Source organism: Enterobacter cloacae complex sp. 370H10 (assembly GCF_050031535.1).
GTDB classification, from domain to species: domain Bacteria; phylum Pseudomonadota; class Gammaproteobacteria; order Enterobacterales; family Enterobacteriaceae; genus Enterobacter; species Enterobacter intestinihominis.
Genome location: NZ_JBLGWG010000001.1, coordinates 3,513,177 through 3,531,956, shown reverse-complemented (window position 1 = coordinate 3,531,956; position 18,780 = coordinate 3,513,177). Strand labels below are relative to the sequence as shown.

General features: G+C 54.2%; 21 protein-coding genes. 14 read left to right on the top strand and 7 right to left on the bottom strand.

What is annotated here, in order from left to right:
* Positions 1-17: 17 nt before the first annotated feature.
* Positions 18-716: a tRNA-uridine aminocarboxypropyltransferase gene (gene tapT, locus ACQG2Q_RS17325; RefSeq protein WP_022649050.1), complete on the bottom strand. Its 699-nt coding sequence runs from the start codon at positions 714-716 to the stop codon at positions 18-20.
* A gap of 70 nt (positions 717-786) precedes the next feature.
* Positions 787-1,206 carry a thioredoxin TrxC gene (gene trxC / locus ACQG2Q_RS17320; RefSeq protein WP_003860733.1) on the bottom strand — a complete coding sequence of 140 codons (420 nt, stop codon included), beginning with the start codon at positions 1,204-1,206 and terminating at the stop codon, positions 787-789.
* A 204-nt stretch (positions 1,207-1,410) separates the two neighbouring features.
* Here trxC and ACQG2Q_RS17315 point away from each other — a divergent pair, with 204 nt between their 5' ends.
* Positions 1,411-2,496, top strand: coding sequence for a tRNA/rRNA methyltransferase (locus ACQG2Q_RS17315; protein WP_063849976.1), 1,086 nt, complete (start codon positions 1,411-1,413; stop codon positions 2,494-2,496).
* Positions 2,497-2,535: 39 nt separating this feature from the next.
* Here ACQG2Q_RS17315 and ung read toward each other — a convergent pair whose 3' ends face one another.
* Positions 2,536-3,225 (bottom strand): uracil-DNA glycosylase, encoded by a 690-nt coding sequence (gene ung / locus ACQG2Q_RS17310; RefSeq protein WP_003860729.1) that lies wholly within the window; start codon positions 3,223-3,225, stop codon positions 2,536-2,538.
* A gap of 314 nt (positions 3,226-3,539) precedes the next feature.
* On the opposite strand from ung, the gene grcA reads away from it, so the two are divergent.
* Entirely contained in the window at positions 3,540-3,923 is a 384-nt protein-coding gene (gene grcA / locus ACQG2Q_RS17305; RefSeq protein ID WP_022649048.1) for an autonomous glycyl radical cofactor GrcA, read from the top strand.
* A 52-nt stretch (positions 3,924-3,975) separates the two neighbouring features.
* Here the strand turns inward: grcA and srmB are convergent, their stop codons facing one another.
* Complete coding sequence (gene srmB, locus ACQG2Q_RS17300; protein WP_022649047.1) at positions 3,976-5,304, bottom strand: ATP-dependent RNA helicase SrmB; 1,329 nt, start codon at positions 5,302-5,304, stop codon at positions 3,976-3,978.
* Positions 5,305-5,436: 132 nt separating this feature from the next.
* Between srmB and trmN the strand changes: the two genes are divergently transcribed.
* Positions 5,437-6,174: a tRNA(1)(Val) (adenine(37)-N(6))-methyltransferase TrmN gene (gene trmN, locus ACQG2Q_RS17295; RefSeq protein ID WP_063849978.1), complete on the top strand. Its 738-nt coding sequence runs from the start codon at positions 5,437-5,439 to the stop codon at positions 6,172-6,174.
* On the opposite strand, the gene nadB is transcribed toward trmN, so the two are convergent.
* The gene (nadB, locus tag ACQG2Q_RS17290; protein ID WP_022649045.1) at positions 6,159-7,778 is read right to left on the bottom strand and encodes an L-aspartate oxidase; all 1,620 of its coding nucleotides are present in this window, start codon (positions 7,776-7,778) and stop codon (positions 6,159-6,161) included. The genes trmN and nadB overlap by 16 nt on opposite strands.
* Before the next feature lie 425 nt (positions 7,779-8,203).
* Between nadB and rpoE the strand changes: the two genes are divergently transcribed.
* The 11 genes from rpoE (at position 8,204) to acpS (ending at position 17,586) form a co-directional block, all read left to right on the top strand.
* Positions 8,204-8,779, top strand: coding sequence for an RNA polymerase sigma factor RpoE (gene rpoE / locus ACQG2Q_RS17285; protein WP_006176728.1), 576 nt, complete (start codon positions 8,204-8,206; stop codon positions 8,777-8,779).
* A 31-nt stretch (positions 8,780-8,810) separates the two neighbouring features.
* The gene (gene rseA, locus ACQG2Q_RS17280; RefSeq protein WP_022649044.1) at positions 8,811-9,461 is read left to right on the top strand and encodes an anti-sigma-E factor RseA; all 651 of its coding nucleotides are present in this window, start codon (positions 8,811-8,813) and stop codon (positions 9,459-9,461) included.
* A complete protein-coding gene (rseB, locus tag ACQG2Q_RS17275) occupies positions 9,461-10,414 on the top strand; it encodes a sigma-E factor regulatory protein RseB (protein WP_022649043.1) in 954 nt (317 codons plus the stop codon). Before rseA ends, rseB begins: the two co-directional genes overlap by 1 nt.
* A complete protein-coding gene (rseC, locus tag ACQG2Q_RS17270; protein ID WP_022649042.1) occupies positions 10,411-10,887 on the top strand; it encodes a SoxR-reducing system protein RseC in 477 nt (158 codons plus the stop codon). Before rseB ends, rseC begins: the two co-directional genes overlap by 4 nt.
* Before the next feature lie 185 nt (positions 10,888-11,072).
* A complete protein-coding gene (gene lepA / locus ACQG2Q_RS17265; RefSeq protein ID WP_022649041.1) occupies positions 11,073-12,878 on the top strand; it encodes a translation elongation factor 4 in 1,806 nt (601 codons plus the stop codon).
* A gap of 15 nt (positions 12,879-12,893) precedes the next feature.
* On the top strand, positions 12,894-13,868 hold the full coding sequence (lepB, locus tag ACQG2Q_RS17260) for a signal peptidase I (RefSeq protein ID WP_023306724.1): 975 nt from the start codon (positions 12,894-12,896) through the stop codon (positions 13,866-13,868).
* A 223-nt stretch (positions 13,869-14,091) separates the two neighbouring features.
* Positions 14,092-14,772 carry a ribonuclease III gene (rnc, locus tag ACQG2Q_RS17255; RefSeq protein WP_003860711.1) on the top strand — a complete coding sequence of 227 codons (681 nt, stop codon included), beginning with the start codon at positions 14,092-14,094 and terminating at the stop codon, positions 14,770-14,772.
* Positions 14,769-15,674 carry a GTPase Era gene (gene era / locus ACQG2Q_RS17250; protein WP_022649038.1) on the top strand — a complete coding sequence of 302 codons (906 nt, stop codon included), beginning with the start codon at positions 14,769-14,771 and terminating at the stop codon, positions 15,672-15,674. The genes rnc and era overlap by 4 nt, the downstream gene beginning before the upstream one ends.
* Before the next feature lie 17 nt (positions 15,675-15,691).
* Positions 15,692-16,399: a DNA repair protein RecO gene (gene recO, locus ACQG2Q_RS17245; protein ID WP_015572142.1), complete on the top strand. Its 708-nt coding sequence runs from the start codon at positions 15,692-15,694 to the stop codon at positions 16,397-16,399.
* A 75-nt stretch (positions 16,400-16,474) separates the two neighbouring features.
* On the top strand, positions 16,475-17,206 hold the full coding sequence (gene pdxJ / locus ACQG2Q_RS17240; protein WP_096216852.1) for a pyridoxine 5'-phosphate synthase: 732 nt from the start codon (positions 16,475-16,477) through the stop codon (positions 17,204-17,206).
* Positions 17,206-17,586, top strand: coding sequence for a holo-ACP synthase (acpS, locus tag ACQG2Q_RS17235; RefSeq protein ID WP_015572144.1), 381 nt, complete (start codon positions 17,206-17,208; stop codon positions 17,584-17,586). The genes pdxJ and acpS overlap by 1 nt, the downstream gene beginning before the upstream one ends.
* On the opposite strand, the gene ACQG2Q_RS17230 is transcribed toward acpS, so the two are convergent.
* Both ACQG2Q_RS17230 and ACQG2Q_RS17225 read right to left on the bottom strand, forming a co-directional pair.
* Positions 17,583-17,843, bottom strand: a complete 261-nt coding sequence (locus ACQG2Q_RS17230; protein ID WP_023300734.1) for a YfhL family 4Fe-4S dicluster ferredoxin — start codon at positions 17,841-17,843, stop codon at positions 17,583-17,585. The genes acpS and ACQG2Q_RS17230 overlap by 4 nt on opposite strands.
* 56 nt (positions 17,844-17,899) lie before the next feature.
* Positions 17,900-18,748, bottom strand: a complete 849-nt coding sequence (locus tag ACQG2Q_RS17225) for a MurR/RpiR family transcriptional regulator (protein ID WP_023300733.1) — start codon at positions 18,746-18,748, stop codon at positions 17,900-17,902.
* Positions 18,749-18,780 lie beyond the last annotated feature (32 nt).

Here is an 18,780-nt window from a genome sequence, read left to right as displayed (position 1 = left end):
CAAGCGACCTGATGATTTTAAACGCTTTCTGTCTCTGTTGCTGTGACGCTACCCTTATGAACGGTTTTTCCTGCCAGATAACGTTCGCGGAAGCAGGAGAAGTGGGAGCTTAATGCGCTGGCCGCCTGGGTATCGCCCGCCAGATCCAGTAGCGCAATGGCGACTTCAGCGGTGCAATATTGACCCTCGGCATGCGCTTCTCGTAAGCGATAGGCCGAAACGCGCGACAGATCGACGGAAATCACCGGCAGCGCATCAAGATAAGGGCTTTTGCGAAACATCTTTCTTGCTTCGGTCCAGGTGCCGTCGAGCATAATAAACAGCGGCGGCTTACCGGATGGTGGCGCCGTAAGCACCTGGCGTTGTTCGCCTGCATATGATGCCGGGAAAACGACCATGGGCTGATAGTCCGGGTTTGCCACCAGGTCAAGCAGAGCCTGAGGTGGCTCAGTGCGCGACCACTGAAACGCTGCGGTATTGGGCAGAATATCGGCGATCAAACGCCCCGTGTTGCTGGGCTTCATCGGTTCGGTATCGAACATGACCAGACAAAAACGGCTTTTAGCCTCGCTCGGTGCAAGCGTTTCGCACAGACACACTTTCAGCGGTAAAAGGCAGCGCTGGCAGCGGCGAATACGATTGCCTCGGGCCAGAAAAGGGCGGGTTGCGCGCGCAAGGCGCTCGGCGCGTAATTGAAGTACAGCGTTATCAGTCATGGGCGAAAAGGCAGGAAAAACCCCATTTTCGCAGAGGAGAGAACGGGGCACAAGATGTGCCCCGTGAATGTTACAGGGATTCGTTTAACCAGCTGTCGAAAGGCGCCTTCGGTACTGCACCATTGAGCATGTCGATCACTTCCCCATTTTTGAAAATCATAATGGTTGGAATGCTGCGAATGCGAAAACGGGCGCTGAGTTCACGTTCCGCTTCGGTATTCACTTTAACAAAACGCATTTTCCCGCTGCGCTCTTCAGCCACGTCTTCGAAGATGGGCGCAAAGTTACGGCAGGGGCCGCACCACGGTGCCCAGAAATCGACCACAACCGGCAGATCGTCCTTGAGGAGTTTGTCCAGCGTAGCACCCGTCGCGTTAATGACATCGCCATCAAATAATTCGTGGCCACAACGCCCGCATTTCGCACCGTCATCCATCCGATCGTCCGGAATGCGGTTTAAAGCCTGACAGTTGGCACATACGGTATTCATAACTAACCTCTGATAGAGCCGTGGAACAACGGCAGAACGCCGATAATGTTTCTGATATGTTACATATTATCAGTGAGCCTGTATAAATCGACAACGCGTTTTATTCAATGGGAACAATAGTCACAGGCTTTTGTACGAAATTATGGCTATGAGCTTGCACATCGGGTAATCTGCGCGCTTCGCGCAGCGCTGGTGGAGAAAAGCATGAACGACGAAATGAAAAACAAAAGCGGCAAGGTCAAAGTGATGTATGTCCGCAGTGATGATGACTCTGATAAACGCACCCAAAATCCGCGTACCGGAAAAGGTGGCGGGCGTCCGGCGTCTTCTCGTGCAGACGGTGGCCGTCGCCCCGCCCGCGATGACAGAAATAACCGCGGCGATGACCGCAAACGTGATGACCGTAAGCGTGACGATCGCAAACGCGATGATTTTGTCCGCGACGGTGGATCGCCATGGCGTACCGTTTCGCGCGCGCCCGGTGAAGAGGCGACCGAAAAAGCCGATCACGGCGGTATCAGCGGAAAAAGCTTTATCGATCCGGAAGTGCTGCGTCGTCAGCGTGCGGAAGAAACCCGTGTATATGGCGAGAACGCCTGTCAGGCCCTGTTCCAGAGCCGCCCGGAGTGTATCGTTCGCGCATGGTTTATCCAGAGCGTGACCCCGCGCTTTAAAGAAGCGCTGCGCTGGATGGCGGCGAACCGTAAAGCCTACCACGTGGTTGACGATGCCGAGCTGACAAAAGCGTCCGGGACTGAACACCACGGCGGCGTCTGCTTCCTGATCAAAAAACGTAACGGCACCACCGTGCAGCAGTGGGTCAGCCAGGCGGATGCCGATGACTGTGTGCTGGCGCTGGAAGATGTGGGTAACCCGCATAACCTGGGCGCTATGATGCGTAGCTGCGCGCACTTTGGCGTGAAAGGCGTTCTGTTGCAGGATGCCGCGCTGCTGGAATCCGGTGCGGCAATCCGTACCGCGGAAGGCGGTGCTGAGCATGTTCAGCCGATCACCGGCGACAGCGTGCTGGAGGCTCTTGTGCAATTCCGTAACGCGGGCTACACCATTGTCACCACCTCAAGCCGCGCCGCTACGCCGCTGTTTAAAGCGACGTTGCCGCGCAAAATGGTGCTGGTGTTAGGTCAGGAGCGCGATGGTCTGTCTGATGCGGCACTCTCCAGCGCTGACATGAGCGTTTCTATCGACGGCACTGGCAACGTTGAAAGCCTGAACGTATCCGTTGCGACCGGCGTGCTGCTGGCCGAATGGTGGCGTCAGAACAAGGCATAAGCCTTATATGTGCCGGGCCTGACCCGGCACATTCAAACCCTACTCACTCTCTGCCGGTAACACAGGCATCCAGTCAATCGGCTTTTCGCCACGCTTTTCCAGCCACTCATTCGTCAGAACAAAATGGTTACTGCCAAAGAAACCGCGATGCGCAGACAGCGGCGACGGGTGCGGTGCTTTCAGTACGTGATGGCGCTGACGATCGATAATCGCCCCTTTCTTTTGGGCATGTGAACCCCAGAGTAAAAACACGACGCCTTCACGATGCTCATTGATCAGGCTGATAACCTTATCGGTAAAGGTTTCCCATCCCAGACTGGCGTGGGAGTGTGCCTGACCCGCCCGGACGGTTAATACGGTATTCAGCAACAGCACGCCCTGGCGCGCCCAGCTTTCCAGATAACCGTGATTAGGGCGGGTGAAACCCGGAATCGTTCCTTCCAGCTCTTTATACATATTCAGCAGAGAAGGGGGAATGGCCACGCCCGGACGCACGGAAAATGCCAGTCCGTGAGCCTGCCCGGGACCATGGTACGGATCCTGCCCCAGTATAACCACCTTCACGTCGCTCAGTTCGGTGTAGCGAAAGGCGTTAAATACATCTTTCTGCGGTGGATAAATTGTCTGGCCGGCCTGCCGTTCAGCCGCAACGGTACTGAGGGTATTAATAAAATAGGGCTGCTGCTTCTCTTCTGCCAGCACGTCATGCCAGGTTAAAGGTGTTGTCATCTCGCTCTCCTGCGAATTTCATTCTCTGCCTAGCTTACCTGCTAATGCCTGGTGAGCAAAATTACCCGCGGAAAAGCGGCTAAGTGTCTAAATTTATGTTGAAAACCAGGCAGGGTAAGTTGAATTGGTAAATCATTAAAATTGATCTAAAACAAAAAATTCAGACCACACTCTTTATGTGGTTAGTGATTTTGTTGATTTAAATCAATAAATCACCCGGGTCTGAATGTTATATATACACACAACAAACAATGGTTTTACCAATTGGCCGCAAAAGGCCAGCATCAGTTAATGTAGCCTAAGGGAGGCAACACATGATTACAGGTATCCAGATTACTAAAGCTGCAAATGACGATCTGCTGAACTCTTTCTGGCTGCTGGACAGCGAGAAAAACGAAGCGCGCTGTGTAGTAGCGAAAGCAGGTTTTGCGGAAGACGAAATCGTTCCGGTGAGCAAACTGGGCGAAATTGAATACCGTGAAATTCCAATGCAAGTGCAACCAGAAGTGCGCGTGGAAGGTGGTCAGCACCTGAACGTTAACGTCCTGCGTCGTGAAACGCTGATGGATGCTGTTGAGAACCCAGAAAAATACCCGCAGCTGACCATCCGTGTGTCTGGCTATGCGGTGCGTTTCAACTCTCTGACTCCGGAACAGCAGCGCGACGTTATCGCCCGTACCTTTACTGAAAGCCTGTAAGGTTTCAGCTTCGGGGGTGGAATAAAAAAGCCGGGAATGTCCCGGCTTTTTTTTACTCTTCAGTTTTTGTCTCTGGCGCAGCAGAACTTGGCTTACGGCGCTTACCAATATTTTTGGTATCGCGGTGGCGCTGCTTCACGCGCGGCTTCTCTTTTTCTTTCTCTTTTCTCTCAGCACGTTTCGCGAGCGCTTTCTTGGACGGTTTACCCGTCATTTTTTCACTCGGCGCACGTGTCGTCGGACGAAGTTCGTCAATCACACGAGCTTTTAGCGGCTCATCAACGTAGCGGCCAATTTTTTGGAGCAGCAGATGGTCGTGCGCTTCTACCAGAGAAATAGCAATCCCTTTGCGGCCCGCACGGCCGGTACGACCAATACGGTGCAGGTAAGTATCACCGCTGCGAGGCATATCAAAGTTGATCACATGGCTCACGTCCGGGATGTCGATCCCGCGCGCGGCAACGTCGGTTGCAACCAGCACATTCACGCGACCATCGGTCAGGCGCTTAATCCCTTCGGTACGCTTAACCTGTGCCATTTCACCTTCGAGATAGCAGTTGTTGATGCCAGCGTTGCGCAGCATTTCTGCCAGCTCATGCACGCGCTCGCGTTTACGTACGAAGACGATGGTACGGGTTGCTTCTTCCTGCTTCAGCAGATGTTTCAGCAACTCAACCTTATGCTCAAGGTTATCTGCGCGGTAGTACCACTGGTGGATCTTCTTACGCTCACGCGTCGATGGCGTAGCGGACACTTCCACCGGATCTTCCAGCAGACGTTCGGCGAAATCTTTAATGGCATCCCCTTCAAGGGTTGCCGAGAACAGCATTGTCTGGTTACGCCAGCGCGTTTCACCCGCGATGTGTTCGATATCCTGGGCAAAGCCCATGTCCAGCATGCGGTCAGCTTCATCGAGAATCAGCGTTTCCACCGCCCGGCAGTCGAAGTTCTCTTCTTTTATGTATTGCAGCAGACGGCCTGTCGTCGCGACAACGATATCCTGGTTTTCGCTGAACACTTCGGCGTGGTTCATATACGCTACGCCGCCAGTGATGGTCGCGATATCCAGATGGGTGTTCGCCGCCAGCTCACGCGCGTGTTCGGCAACCTGCATCGCCAGTTCACGGGTCGGGGTCAGGATCAAAATGCGCGGCGGCCCTGATTTTTTACGCGGAAAATCGAGCAAATGCTGCAACACAGGCAGCAAGTAGGCTGCTGTCTTCCCCGTGCCGGTTGGCGCAGAACCGAGCACATCGCGGCCCTCAAGCGCAGGCGGAATGGCCGCGGCCTGAATGGCGGTCGGGCGTGTAAAGCCTTTACTCTCAAGAGCATTGAGCAGGCTTTCATCGAGTTCAAGTTCGGAAAAAGTCGTTACAGTCATGTTCTACCTCTGTGTGGGGCGCTGATTATAGACGTTACGGCTGTAATCTTCATCTGTTTGTATGGATATCGCTTTTCGACCACTTCGCTTTCCCCTATGCTACTCCAGTTTCACACAGAAGGTTGCCCTGACATGTCTCAACTCAAAGCGCAGTTGCGCCGCGATGGTTTTACGTTTAAACAATTTTTTGTGGCGCACGATCGTTGCGCAATGAAAGTCGGTACAGACGGTATTTTACTGGGTGCATGGGCCCCTGTCGCAGGTGTAAAACGCATTCTGGATATTGGTACGGGCAGCGGACTTCAGGCGCTGATGCTGGCGCAGCGTACAGAAGAACACGTCACTATCGACGCCGTTGAGCTTGATCCTCAGGCGGCCCAGCAGGCAAGCGAAAACGCTGCCGATTCTCCGTGGGCAGAACGGATCAGGGTGGAATGTGCCGATGTCCTGACCTGGGCACTGGAGCAGACTGCGCGTTACGATTTGATCGTCAGCAATCCGCCGTATTTCACGCCAGGTGTGGAGTGTGGAACGCCGGAACGCGAGCAGGCACGTTACACCGGCTCGCTCGATCACAAGGCGCTACTGACCAGCGCGGCGGAACTCATCTCGGAAGAGGGATTTTTCTGCGTGGTCTTGCCCGAAAGCACGGGTAACACCTTCATTGAGATCGCTCGGGATATCGGCTGGAGTTTGCGTCTTCGTACCGATATTTCGGATACGGAAGGTCGCTTACCGCACCGTGTGTTGCTGGCGCTCTCGCCGAAAGAGGGGGAGTGCTTTACCGACAGGATGGTTATTCGCGGGCCAGACCAGCTTTATTCCGAAGATTACACTGCCCTGACCCAGGCCTTTTATCTGTTTATGTGAACCTGCGGCGTCAACACCGACGGGCCGGACGTTTCCAGCGGGTCGGGATAGTCCAGCGTATAATGCAGGCCACGACTCTCTTTGCGCATCATCGCACAGCGTACAATCAGCTCGGCAACCTGCACAAGGTTGCGCAGCTCCAGCAGATTATTGGAAACGCGGAAGTTGGCGTAATATTCATCAATTTCCTGCTGCAACATCATGATGCGGCGTAACGCGCGTTCCAGACGCTTCGTTGTGCGTACAATCCCGACATAATCCCACATGAGAAGCCGCAGCTCGTGCCAGTTATGCTGGATAACCACCAGTTCGTCCGGGTTCTCTACTCGACTTTCATCCCATGCTGGCAGGTGCGTTGTTGGACGTGCATAGGGCATGCGTTTGGTTATATCTTCCGCAGCCGACCATCCATACACCAGACACTCCAGCAATGAGTTTGATGCCATGCGATTCGCACCATGCAGGCCGGTGTAACTGACCTCGCCGATCGCATACAAACCATCCACGTCGGTACGACCATGATCGTCAACCATCACCCCGCCACAGGTATAGTGGGCGGCAGGCACAATCGGCACCGGATCGCGGGTTAAATCGATACCCAGACTCAGCAGCTTTTCATAAATCATCGGGAAGTGCTGGCGAATAAAGTCTGCCGGTTTATGGCTAATGTCCAGATACATACAGTCCACGCCAAGCCGCTTCATCTCGTGGTCAATGGCGCGGGCCACGATATCCCGCGGGGCAAGTTCACCTCGGGGGTCGAAGTCCGGCATAAACCTGGAACCGTCCGGTCGCTTGAGATACGCGCCTTCGCCGCGCAACGCTTCAGTTAACAGGAAGTTACGTGCCTGCGGGTGGAACAGGGCGGTAGGATGGAACTGATTAAACTCCATATTCGCTACGCGGCAGCCTGCGCGCCAGGCCATGGCGATACCGTCTCCGGAGGCGATATCCGGGTTAGTCGTGTACTGGTAAACCTTGGAGGCGCCGCCGGTCGCCAGCACAACGGCTTTAGCCTGGCAGGTTTCCACCTTCTCTTTATTCCGATTCCACACCCATGCGCCGACAACACGGCGCGTGCCGGGCAGGCCAATTTTATCGGAAATAATCAGGTCGACGGCGTTACTGCGCTCCAGCACCCGAATATTGGGATGGCTGAGAGCTTTGCTGACCAGCGTGGTTTCAACCGCTTTTCCTGTTGCATCAGCAGCGTGCAGAATACGGCGATGGCTGTGCCCGCCTTCACGGGTCAGATGATAGCTCTCTTCACCATTAGGCTGAACCTGCGTATCAAACAGCACGCCCTGGTCGATAAGCCATTGCACGCAGTGGCGGGCATTGCTGGCGACAAACTCTGCGGCATGCTCATCCACGATCCCGGCACCGGCAATCAGAGTGTCTTCTACGTGTGAGGCAATGCTGTCCGTTTCATCAAACACGGCGGCAATACCGCCTTGTGCATAGAAGGTGGAACCTTCGCTCATCGGCCCTTTACTCAGCACGATTACGTTCTGATGTTCCGCCAGGCGCAGCGCGAGGGAGAGGCCAGCAGCACCGCTGCCGATAATCAGTACATCACAATGGAGTTCAGGCGTTGTATTCATGGTGTTTGTTTAATTTACTAAACATGGTCTGGGCAGAATAGCATTGTGATGCGAGTTATCGCACGTTTTTTTTGAAGCGTGTTGCAATGACTAAACGGACAACCGGAAGTTAAATCATCGCTAAATGACTGGAATTATTTTGCGAAGCAGATCGTTAGCTTCAGATTTTGTGGTGAAATAAAGCCTGTGTTGCGTTACTCTTCTGACGATAAAGTTAATGATTCTTGTCAGAAAGCGGGTGCGTATCGTGAACAGACTTATAATGAGAGAAAATGAACGGTCTGCGGCGCGATGAACAAAAACAAAGGCGTTACGGAACTTATTGAAGAACAGACGCTCTAATTCGGTGCTTGCTCAAAGTGCAATGTTGTTAGAGTGGCGTTTCGATAACGCGTGGAATTTGGTTTGGGGAGACATTACCTCGGATGAGCGAGCAGTTAACGGACCAGGTCCTGGTTGAACGGGTCCAGAAGGGAGATCAGAAAGCTTTTAACCTACTGGTGGTGCGCTACCAGCATAAGGTAGCGAGTCTGGTTTCCCGCTATGTACCGTCAGGCGATGTTCCTGATGTGGTACAAGAGTCTTTTATTAAGGCCTATCGCGCGCTGGATTCATTCCGGGGGGATAGTGCTTTTTATACCTGGCTGTATCGTATTGCAGTCAATACGGCTAAGAATTATTTGGTTGCTCAGGGGCGTCGTCCGCCTTCAAGTGATGTTGACGCTATCGATGCAGAAAACTTCGAAAGTGGCGGCGCGCTGAAAGAAATTTCGAACCCTGAGAACTTAATGTTGTCAGAAGAACTGAGACAAATCGTTTTTCGCACGATCGAGTCGCTCCCGGAAGATTTACGCATGGCAATTACGTTACGGGAGCTGGATGGCCTAAGCTATGAAGAGATAGCCGCCATCATGGATTGTCCGGTCGGCACGGTTCGTTCACGAATTTTCCGTGCGCGAGAAGCCATTGATAATAAAGTTCAACCGCTTATCAGGCGTTGACGATAGCGGGATACTGGAAAAGGTATTAGGCATGCAGAAAGAAAAACTTTCCGCTTTAATGGATGGTGAAATGCTGGATAGTGAGCTGCTCGATGAGTTGTCTCATTCTCCCGAAATGCAACAGACCTGGGAGAACTATCATCTTATCCGCGACACTCTGCGGGGTGATACCAGCGATGTTCTCCATTTCGATATCTCAGCACGCGTTATGGCGGCCATTGAGAACGAACCTGTTCATCAGACCACGCCGCTTATTCCTGAAGCGCAGCCTGCACCTCACCAATGGCAGAAAATGCCGTTCTGGCACAAGGTGCGTCCATGGGCCAGCCAGCTCACCCAGATGGGAGTCGCTGCGTGTGTATCGCTTGCAGTTATCGTTGGGGTCCAGCACTATAATACCCAGTCTGAAGCCAGTCAGCAGCCTGAAGCGCCAGTGTTCAATACGCTGCCGATGATGGGTAAAGCCAGTCCGGTTAGCCTGGGCGTACCGGCAGATGCCTCCGCAAGCGGCGGACAGCAACAGCAGGTACAGGAGCAGCGTCGTCGCATTAATGCGATGTTGCAGGATTACGAGTTGCAGCGTCGTCTGCACTCCGAGCAGCTTCAGTTTGAGCAGGCCCAAACCCAGCAGGCTGCTGTGCAGGTGCCAGGAAACCAAACTTTAGGAACGCAATCGCAGTAATGAAGCAACTTTGGTTCGCCATGTCTTTGATGGCGGGTAGCCTGTTCTTCTCTGCTAACGCCTCGGCTGATGTTTCATCCGGGGCGTTGTTGCAGCAAATGAATCTGGCCAGCCAGTCACTCAATTACGAGTTGGCATTTATTAGCATCAATAAGCAGGGTGTCGAATCGTTACGCTATCGCCACGCCCGCCTTGATAATCAGCCGCTCGCCCAGCTTTTACAGATGGATGGCCCGCGTCGGGAAGTGGTCCAGCGTGGGAACGAAATCAGTTATTTCGAGCCAGGCCTTGAGCCGTTTACGCTCAATGGTGACTACATCGTTGATTCCCTGCCATCGCTCATTTACACCGATTTTAAACGTCTCGCCCCCTACTATGATTTTATCTCGGTGGGGCGAACGCGTATTGCCGACAGGTTGTGCGAAGTGATCCGCGTAGTCGCGCGGGATGGGACACGTTACAGCTATATCGTCTGGATTGACGCAGAGACGAAGCTGCCGATGCGCGTTGATCTGCTCGATCGCGACGGTGAAACGCTGGAGCAGTTCCGCGTGATCTCCTTCGACGTGAACGGTCAGGTTGGCAACAGTATGCAGAATCTGGCCAAAGCCAGCCTGCCGCCTTTGCTTTCCGTACCTGCCGGCGATTCTGTCAATTTCAACTGGGTACCTTCCTGGATCCCGCAAGGATTCAGCGAAGTATCCAGCAGCCGTCGCCAGCTGCCGACTATCGAAACACCGGTTGAGTCGCGCCTCTATTCCGATGGGCTATTTAGCTTCTCGGTGAATATCAATCGCGCTACGGCGAACAGTTCCGAACAGATGCTCCGTACCGGTCGCCGGACGGTTAGCACGACGGTACGCGATAATGCGGAAATTACCATTGTTGGTGAATTACCGCCGCCAACAGCAAAACGTATTTCAGACAGCATTAAATTCAGGGCTGCGCAATGATTAAAGAGTGGGCGACGGTCGTATCCTGGCAGGATGGCGTAGCGCTTGTCAGCTGTGACGTTAAAGCATCATGCAGCAGCTGCGCTTCGCGAGCCGGTTGCGGCAGCCGCGTATTGAATAAGCTGGGGCCGCAAACGTCGCACACTATTGCTGTGTCGAGCGATCAGCCGCTGGTGGCAGGGCAAAAAGTGGAGCTCGGCATCGCTGAAGGCAGCCTGCTCACTTCCGCCATACTGGTTTACCTTTCTCCGCTCGCCGGACTTTTCGTGATGGGCGGGGTTTTCCAGATGCTGTTCGGCACAGATTTGGCCGCCATGTGCGGTGCCGCCTTGGGCGGTGTGGGCGGGTTCTGGCTTGCTAAAGGCGTTTCCCCAAGGCTTACCGCCCGGGAAGCCTGGCAGCCCGTCATTCTCAGCGTTGCACTGGCACCCGACCAACTTCGTGTTGAGACGCTCTCTTCTGAGGCCCGGTGATCTGCCGGGCTTTATTATTATTTACATCGCAATAAAGTAAACGCCGTCTCTTCGCGCTATACCTGACTCTAAGTGCATTTCCAGCAGACGAGGTTGTAGTGTAGAATGCTGCGTTTTCGCACTGAAAAACGTCAGGCTAAGAACAGCGGCCTCCAGGAATTCGTAAGGCATAATTATTTAACTATATGAAGAACATACGTAACTTTTCGATCATTGCTCACATTGACCACGGTAAGTCGACGCTGTCTGACCGTATTATCCAGATTTGCGGTGGCCTGTCTGATCGTGAAATGGCAGCCCAGGTTCTGGACTCCATGGACCTGGAACGCGAACGCGGTATTACCATTAAAGCCCAGAGCGTGACGCTCGACTATAAGGCTTCCGATGGTGAAACCTACCAGCTGAACTTTATCGACACCCCAGGGCACGTTGACTTTTCTTATGAAGTGTCACGCTCGCTGGCGGCCTGCGAAGGCGCGCTGCTGGTGGTGGATGCCGGGCAGGGCGTAGAGGCCCAGACGCTGGCAAACTGCTATACCGCCATGGAAATGGATCTCGAAGTGGTGCCGGTTCTGAATAAAATCGACCTGCCAGCCGCCGATCCTGAGCGCGTAGCGGAAGAAATTGAAGACATCGTCGGTATCGATGCGACCGATGCAGTGCGCTGCTCGGCAAAAACCGGCGTAGGTGTTCCGGATGTACTGGAACGTCTGGTGCGTGACATTCCGCCGCCGGAAGGTGACCCGGATGCGCCGCTACAGGCGCTGATCATCGACTCCTGGTTTGATAACTACCTGGGCGTTGTCTCGCTGGTGCGTATTAAAAACGGCACCATGCGTAAAGGCGACAAAATCAAGGTCATGAGCACCGGGCAGGTCTACAACGCTGACCGCCTCGGCATCTTCACGCCAAAACAGGTTGACCGTACCGAACTGAAATGCGGCGAAGTGGGTTGGCTGGTCTGTGCAATTAAAGACATCCTCGGCGCGCCAGTGGGCGATACCCTGACCGGCGCACGTAACCCGGCAGATAAAGCGCTGCCAGGCTTCAAAAAGGTGAAACCGCAGGTTTATGCGGGTCTGTTCCCGGTCAGCTCCGACGATTACGAAAACTTCCGCGATGCGCTCGGAAAGCTGAGCCTCAACGATGCTTCCCTGTTCTATGAGCCAGAAAGCTCAACGGCGCTGGGCTTCGGCTTCCGCTGTGGCTTCCTCGGTCTGCTGCACATGGAGATCATTCAGGAACGTCTGGAGCGTGAATACGATCTGGATCTGATCACCACCGCCCCGACGGTTGTCTACGAAGTAGAAACCACGTCGAAAGAGGTCATCTACGTCGACAGCCCTTCCAAGCTCCCGCCGCTGAATAATATTCAGGAACTGCGCGAGCCTATCGCAGAGTGTCACATGCTGCTGCCGCAGGAGTTCCTCGGTAACGTGATCACCCTGTGTATTGAGAAGCGTGGCGTGCAGACCAACATGGTGTACCACGGTAACCAGGTGGCGCTGACCTATGAAATTCCGATGGCGGAAGTGGTGCTCGACTTCTTCGACCGTCTGAAGTCTACCTCCCGTGGCTATGCGTCACTGGACTACAACTTCAAACGCTTCCAGGCCTCCAACATGGTTCGCGTGGACGTGCTGATCAACGGCGAGCGTGTTGATGCCCTGGCGCTGATCACCCACAACGATAACGCACCGTACCGTGGTCGTGAGCTGGTTGAGAAGATGAAAGAGCTGATCCCGCGTCAGCAGTTTGACATTGCGATTCAGGCGGCCATTGGTAACCACATCATTGCCCGTTCAACCGTGAAGCAGCTGCGTAAAAACGTTCTGGCTAAGTGCTACGGCGGCGACGTCAGCCGTAAGAAAAAGCTGTTGCAGAAGCAGAAAGAAGGTAAGAAGCGTATGAAGCAGGTCGGTAACGTTGAGCTGCCGCAGGAAGCATTCCTTGCCATCCTTCATGTTGGTAAAGACGGAAACGGTAAATAACCTTAAGGAGTTGGCATGGCGAACATGTTTGCCCTGATCCTGGTCATCGCTACCCTGGTAACAGGTCTGTTATGGTGCCTGGATAAGTTTATCTTCGCCCCAAAACGCCGTGAACGTCAGGCTGCCGCGCAGGCTGCCGCGGGCGATACGCTGGACGCGAAAACCCTGAAAAAAGTCGGCCCAAAACCGGGCTGGCTGGAAACAGGGGCATCGGTCTTCCCGGTGCTGGCGATTGTGCTGGTGGTGCGTTCATTTATCTATGAACCGTTCCAGATCCCGTCAGGATCGATGATGCCAACGCTGCTGATCGGTGATTTCATTCTGGTTGAGAAGTTTGCCTATGGCATCAAAGATCCGATCTACCAGAAAACGCTGATCGAAACGGGTCATCCGAAACGTGGCGACATTGTGGTGTTTAAATATCCGGAAGATCCACGGCTGGATTATATTAAACGCGCGGTAGGTCTGCCGGGCGATAAAGTAACCTACGATCCGATAGCGAAGGAAGTGAGGATTCAGCCAGGCTGTAGCTCTGGAACTGCATGTGAAAATGCGCTGCCAGTCACTTACTCCAACGTTGAGCCAGGTGATTTTGTGCAGACCTTCGCCCGCCGTAATGGCGGTGAAGCGACCAGCGGATTCTTCCAGGTGCCAAAAGGTGAAACCAAAGAGAACGGTATTCGTCTGGTTGAACGCAAAGAGACGCTGGGCGATGTCACTCACCGCATTCTGACCGTGCCAATCGCACAGGACCAGCTGGCAATGTACTACCAGCAGCCAGGCCAGCAGCTGGCGACCTGGATTGTGCCGCCGGGACACTACTTCATGATGGGTGACAACCGCGATAACTCTGCGGACAGCCGTTACTGGGGCTTTGTGCCGGAAGCGAATCTGGTCGGTAAAGCAACCGCTATCTGGATGAGTTTCGAGAAGCAGGAAGGCGAGTGGCCGACCGGCGTTCGCCTGAATCGTATTGGCGGAATTCATTAATTTTCGTCAAAAATAACACGTAGCGGCTTTTATTCGCCGCTACGTGAATTATTTCAGCGATAAATCTCTTTGAACTAACGACATCCCCTGTCGTTGCGTATAGAATATTCCCCCGAAGTTTAAGGTTGGCCCTGCAAGGGTGCCACGGCACACGAAACCGCGTTGGTTTTCTCAGGTCGGTTTCGTGTGCTGCATTTTTGACGCATTCATTTATTGGTATCGCATGAACCCCATCGTAATTAATCGGCTTCAACGGAAGCTGGGCTACACTTTTCATCATCAGGAGTTGTTGCAACAGGCATTAACCCATCGCAGTGCCAGCAGCAAACATAATGAGCGTCTCGAGTTTTTAGGCGACTCTATTTTAAGTTTCGTGATTGCAAATGCGCTTTATCATCGTTTTCCGCGTGTGGACGAAGGTGATATGAGCCGCATGCGTGCCACGCTGGTGCGTGGCAACACCCTCGCTGAAATCGCACGCGAGTTTGAGCTGGGTGAGTGTCTGCGTCTGGGGCCGGGTGAGCTGAAAAGTGGTGGGTTCCGTCGTGAATCCATTCTTGCCGATACGGTCGAGGCTTTAATCGGTGGCGTGTTCCTGGACAGCGATATCCAGACCGTAGAAAAGCTGATCCTGAACTGGTATCAGACCCGTCTGGACGAAATCAGCCCGGGCGATAAACAAAAAGATCCGAAAACGCGTCTGCAAGAATATTTGCAGGGTCGTCACCTCCCGCTGCCATCCTATCTGGTGGTGCAGGTACGTGGCGAAGCGCACGATCAGGAATTTACCATCCATTGCCAGGTCAGTGGCCTGAGTGAACCGGTGGTCGGCACGGGTTCAAGCCGTCGTAAGGCTGAACAGGCTGCCGCCGAACAGGCGTTAAAAATGCTGGAGCTGGAATGAGCGAAGAAAAAACGTATTGCGGATTTATTGCCATCGTCGGACGTCCGAACGTTGGTAAATCCACCCTGTTGAATAATCTGCTTGGACAGAAGATTTCCATTACCTCACGTAAGGCGCAGACCACGCGTCACCGCATCGTCGGTATCCATACTGAAGGCGCTTATCAGGCGATCTACGTCGATACCCCGGGCCTGCACATGGAAGAGAAGCGTGCCATCAACCGTCTGATGAACAAGGCGGCGAGCAGCTCCATTGGCGACGTAGAGCTGGTGATTTTCGTTGTGGAAGGCACCCGCTGGACGCCGGACGACGAAATGGTCCTGAACAAGCTGCGTGACGGCAAAACGCCGGTGATCCTCGCGGTCAATAAAGTGGACAACGTGCAGGAAAAAGCCGATCTGCTGCCGCATCTGCAATGGCTGGGCAGCCAGATGAACTTCCTGGACATCGTCCCGCTGTCTGCGGAAACGGGTCTGAACGTCGATACCATCGCGGGCATCGTGCGTAAACATCTGCCGGAAGCGACTCATCACTTCCCGGAAGACTACATCACCGATCGCTCTCAGCGTTTTATGGCGTCTGAAATCATCCGTGAGAAGCTGATGCGTTTCCTGGGCGCTGAACTGCCGTACTCTGTAACGGTGGAGATCGAGCGTTTCCAGAGCAACGAGCGTGGCGGCTACGATATTAACGGTCTGATCCTCGTTGAGCGAGAAGGGCAGAAGAAGATGGTGATCGGCAATAAAGGTGCCAAGATCAAAACTATCGGAATCGAAGCCCGTAAAGACATGATGGACATGTTTGAAGCACCGGTTCACCTGGAACTGTGGGTGAAAGTGAAATCTGGCTGGGCCGATGATGAGCGTGCGCTGCGCAGCCTCGGTTACGGCGAAGATCAGTAACCTAAGACGACGAGCATATGGATGGATGGCAGCGCGCCTTTGTCCTGCATAGTCGTCCCTGGAGCGAAACCAGCCTGATGCTGGACGTCTTCACGGAAGAGTCCGGTCGCGTGCGCCTTGTTGCCAAAGGCGCACGTTCCAGACGTTCTAATCTGAAAGGTGCCTTGCAGCCTTTCACCCCGCTGCTGGTCCGCTTTGGCGGGCGAGGGGAAGTCAAAACCCTGCGCAGTGCTGAAGCCGTCTCCCTGGCGCTTCCTCTTTCTGGTATCACGCTCTACAGCGGTTTGTATGTCAACGAACTCATTTCACGGGTTCTTGAACATGAGACCCGCTTCTCTGAACTTTTCTTTGATTACCTGCACTGTATTCAGGCACTTGCTGGCGCAACCGGCACCCCTGAGCCTGTGCTGCGTCGTTTCGAACTGGCGCTGCTCGGGCACCTTGGTTACGGCGTTGATTTTCTGCACTGTGCGGGAAGCGGAGACGAGGTAGAAGACACCATGACCTATCGCTATCGTGAGGAAAAGGGCTTTATTGCCAGTGTCGTCGTCGATAACAGCACTTTTACCGGGCGCCAGCTCAGAGCACTGTATGAACGCGAGTTCCCGGACGCCGACACCCTGCGTGCGGCAAAACGCTTTACCCGAATCGCGCTCAAGCCGTATCTTGGGGGCAAACCTTTAAAGAGCCGCGAATTATTCAGGCAGTTTATGCCGAAACGCTAATGTTTTACCCCTCACCCCAGCCCTCTCCCGGAGGGAGAGGGAGAAGGTAAATGACCAAAAATACCGAGGATTGTCATGGCTGAATTACTGTTAGGCGTCAATATCGATCACATCGCCACGTTACGTAATGCACGCGGTACCGCGTATCCCGATCCGGTTCAGGCGGCATTTATCGCTGAGCAGGCTGGCGCCGACGGCATTACCGTCCACCTGCGTGAAGATCGTCGCCACATCACTGACCGCGACGTGCGCATCCTGCGTCAGACGCTGGATACCCGCATGAACCTGGAGATGGCGGTGACAGAAGAGATGCTGGCGATTGCCTGCGAGACCAAACCGCATTTCTGCTGCCTGGTGCCGGAAAAGCGTCAGGAAGTGACCACCGAAGGCGGTCTAGATGTGGCCGGGCAGCTCGACAAAATGCGCGATGCCTGCAAACGCCTGACGGATGCCGGTATCCTGGTATCTTTATTTATCGACGCTGATTTCACCCAGATTAAAGCCGCTGCCGACGTGGGCGCGCCGTATATTGAAATTCACACCGGCTGCTATGCCGATGCCGAAAACGACGCAGCGCAGGCGAAAGAGCTGGAGCGAATCGCCAAAGCGGCAACCTACGCCGCGAGCCTGGGACTGAAGGTGAACGCCGGACACGGTCTGACCTATCACAACGTAAAAGCCATTGCTGCCCTGCCGGAAATGCATGAGCTGAACATTGGCCACGCCATTATTGGCCGTGCGGTGATGAGCGGCCTGAAAGAGGCGGTGTCCGAGATGAAGCGCCTGATGCTGGAAGCGCGTCAGTAATGGCTATTCTGGGCTTAGGCACCGACATCGTCGAAATAGCCCGCATTGAAGCGGTGATCGCCCGCAGCGGCGATCGCCTCGCAAGACGCGTGCTGAGCGATAACGAATGGGCTATCTGGGAGGCGCATCAACAGCCGGTGCGCTTTCTGGCAAAGCGCTTCGCGGTAAAAGAGGCGGCGGCGAAAGCGTTCGGCACGGGCATTCGTAACGGCCTGGCGTTTAACCAGTTTGAAGTGTTTAACGATGAGCTGGGTAAGCCACGTCTGCGTTTATGGGGCGAGGCGCTTAAGCTGGCGGAAAAGCTGGGCGTGGCGCACATGCACGTAACGCTTGCAGATGAACGCCACTATGCCTGTGCTACGGTGATTATTGAGAGTTAAATTTTGTCCGCATGGTGCATCAGGACAAACTTATCCCACAACTGTTCTTCGTTCTCGACGTGTGCCGGATCTTTTAAAATCGTATTGGGAATTGGGCACACCTTCTGGCAGGTCGGCGTTTCATAGTGGCCGATGCATTCGGTGCAGCGGTCGCTGTTAATCTCATAAATGCTGTCGCCCATCGAAATCGCCTGGTTCGGGCATTCGGGTTCGCACATATCGCAGTTGATGCATTTTTTGGTGATTAACAGCGCCATCAGGAAATTCTCAGAAACATCACAAACAGGGCGGGCATTATACGCTCATTCGTTGTTCAAACCAGTTTTTTTACCAGCTCTTCGCTGTGCCGAATACGTTCTGGCGCACGCTCCAGATCCTGCTGAACCAGCGCCATAAACAGCAGGTCCGTCAGCATCATCTGCGCACTCGTCGACGAAATCGCCGCGCTGCGAGTGGCCTGTTCCTCGGCAATGGTATACAGGCAGCGGGTTGCCCGTTGCTGGAGCGCATTCGGGCTAAATCCGGTAATCGCCAGAATTTTTCCCCCTACGCGCAGGGCTTCGTCGGTGGCCATATTAATTTCACGTCGCTCGCCGGAATAGGAGATGGCCAGCAGTAAATCGTCAGGATCCATGGCCTGCACGGTCGCCAGCAGCGCGTGCATATCCTGTTCAACGATGGCGTTATAGCCGATTTTTGTCAGCTTCCAGCCAAAGTTACGCGCAACCAGTCCGGAGGCGCCGATCCCGGTCAACACAATGCGCCGCGCGTCGCGAAGCATGGCTACGCTTTCCAGCAGCTTCTCTTCCGTGTTTACATCCAGCGTGGCATGCATTGCCGCCACGTTCTCCTTGATCAGCTTTTCGCCCACCAGACGCATCGGATCGTCGCCACGGATCTGGTTATGCACCGGCATTGACTGCGGATTCGGGTTGCTCACCAGTGCTTCACTGATCGCCAGCTTTAGCGCCGGAAAGCCCTTATAGCCTATTTTCTGGGCGAATTTCACCACGCTCGACTGGCTTACCCCGGCTTCGCCTGCCAGCTGCTGGGAGCTGAGGTGTCGCGCGCGATCGGGCTGAGAAAGTAAAAAATCCGCCAGCTTTTTATCACTCTGGGCAAACCCTGCGTAGCGCTGACGAATACGAATTAAACAGTTCATACGGTCTCCTGGCGAAAATGTGATTACCCGCG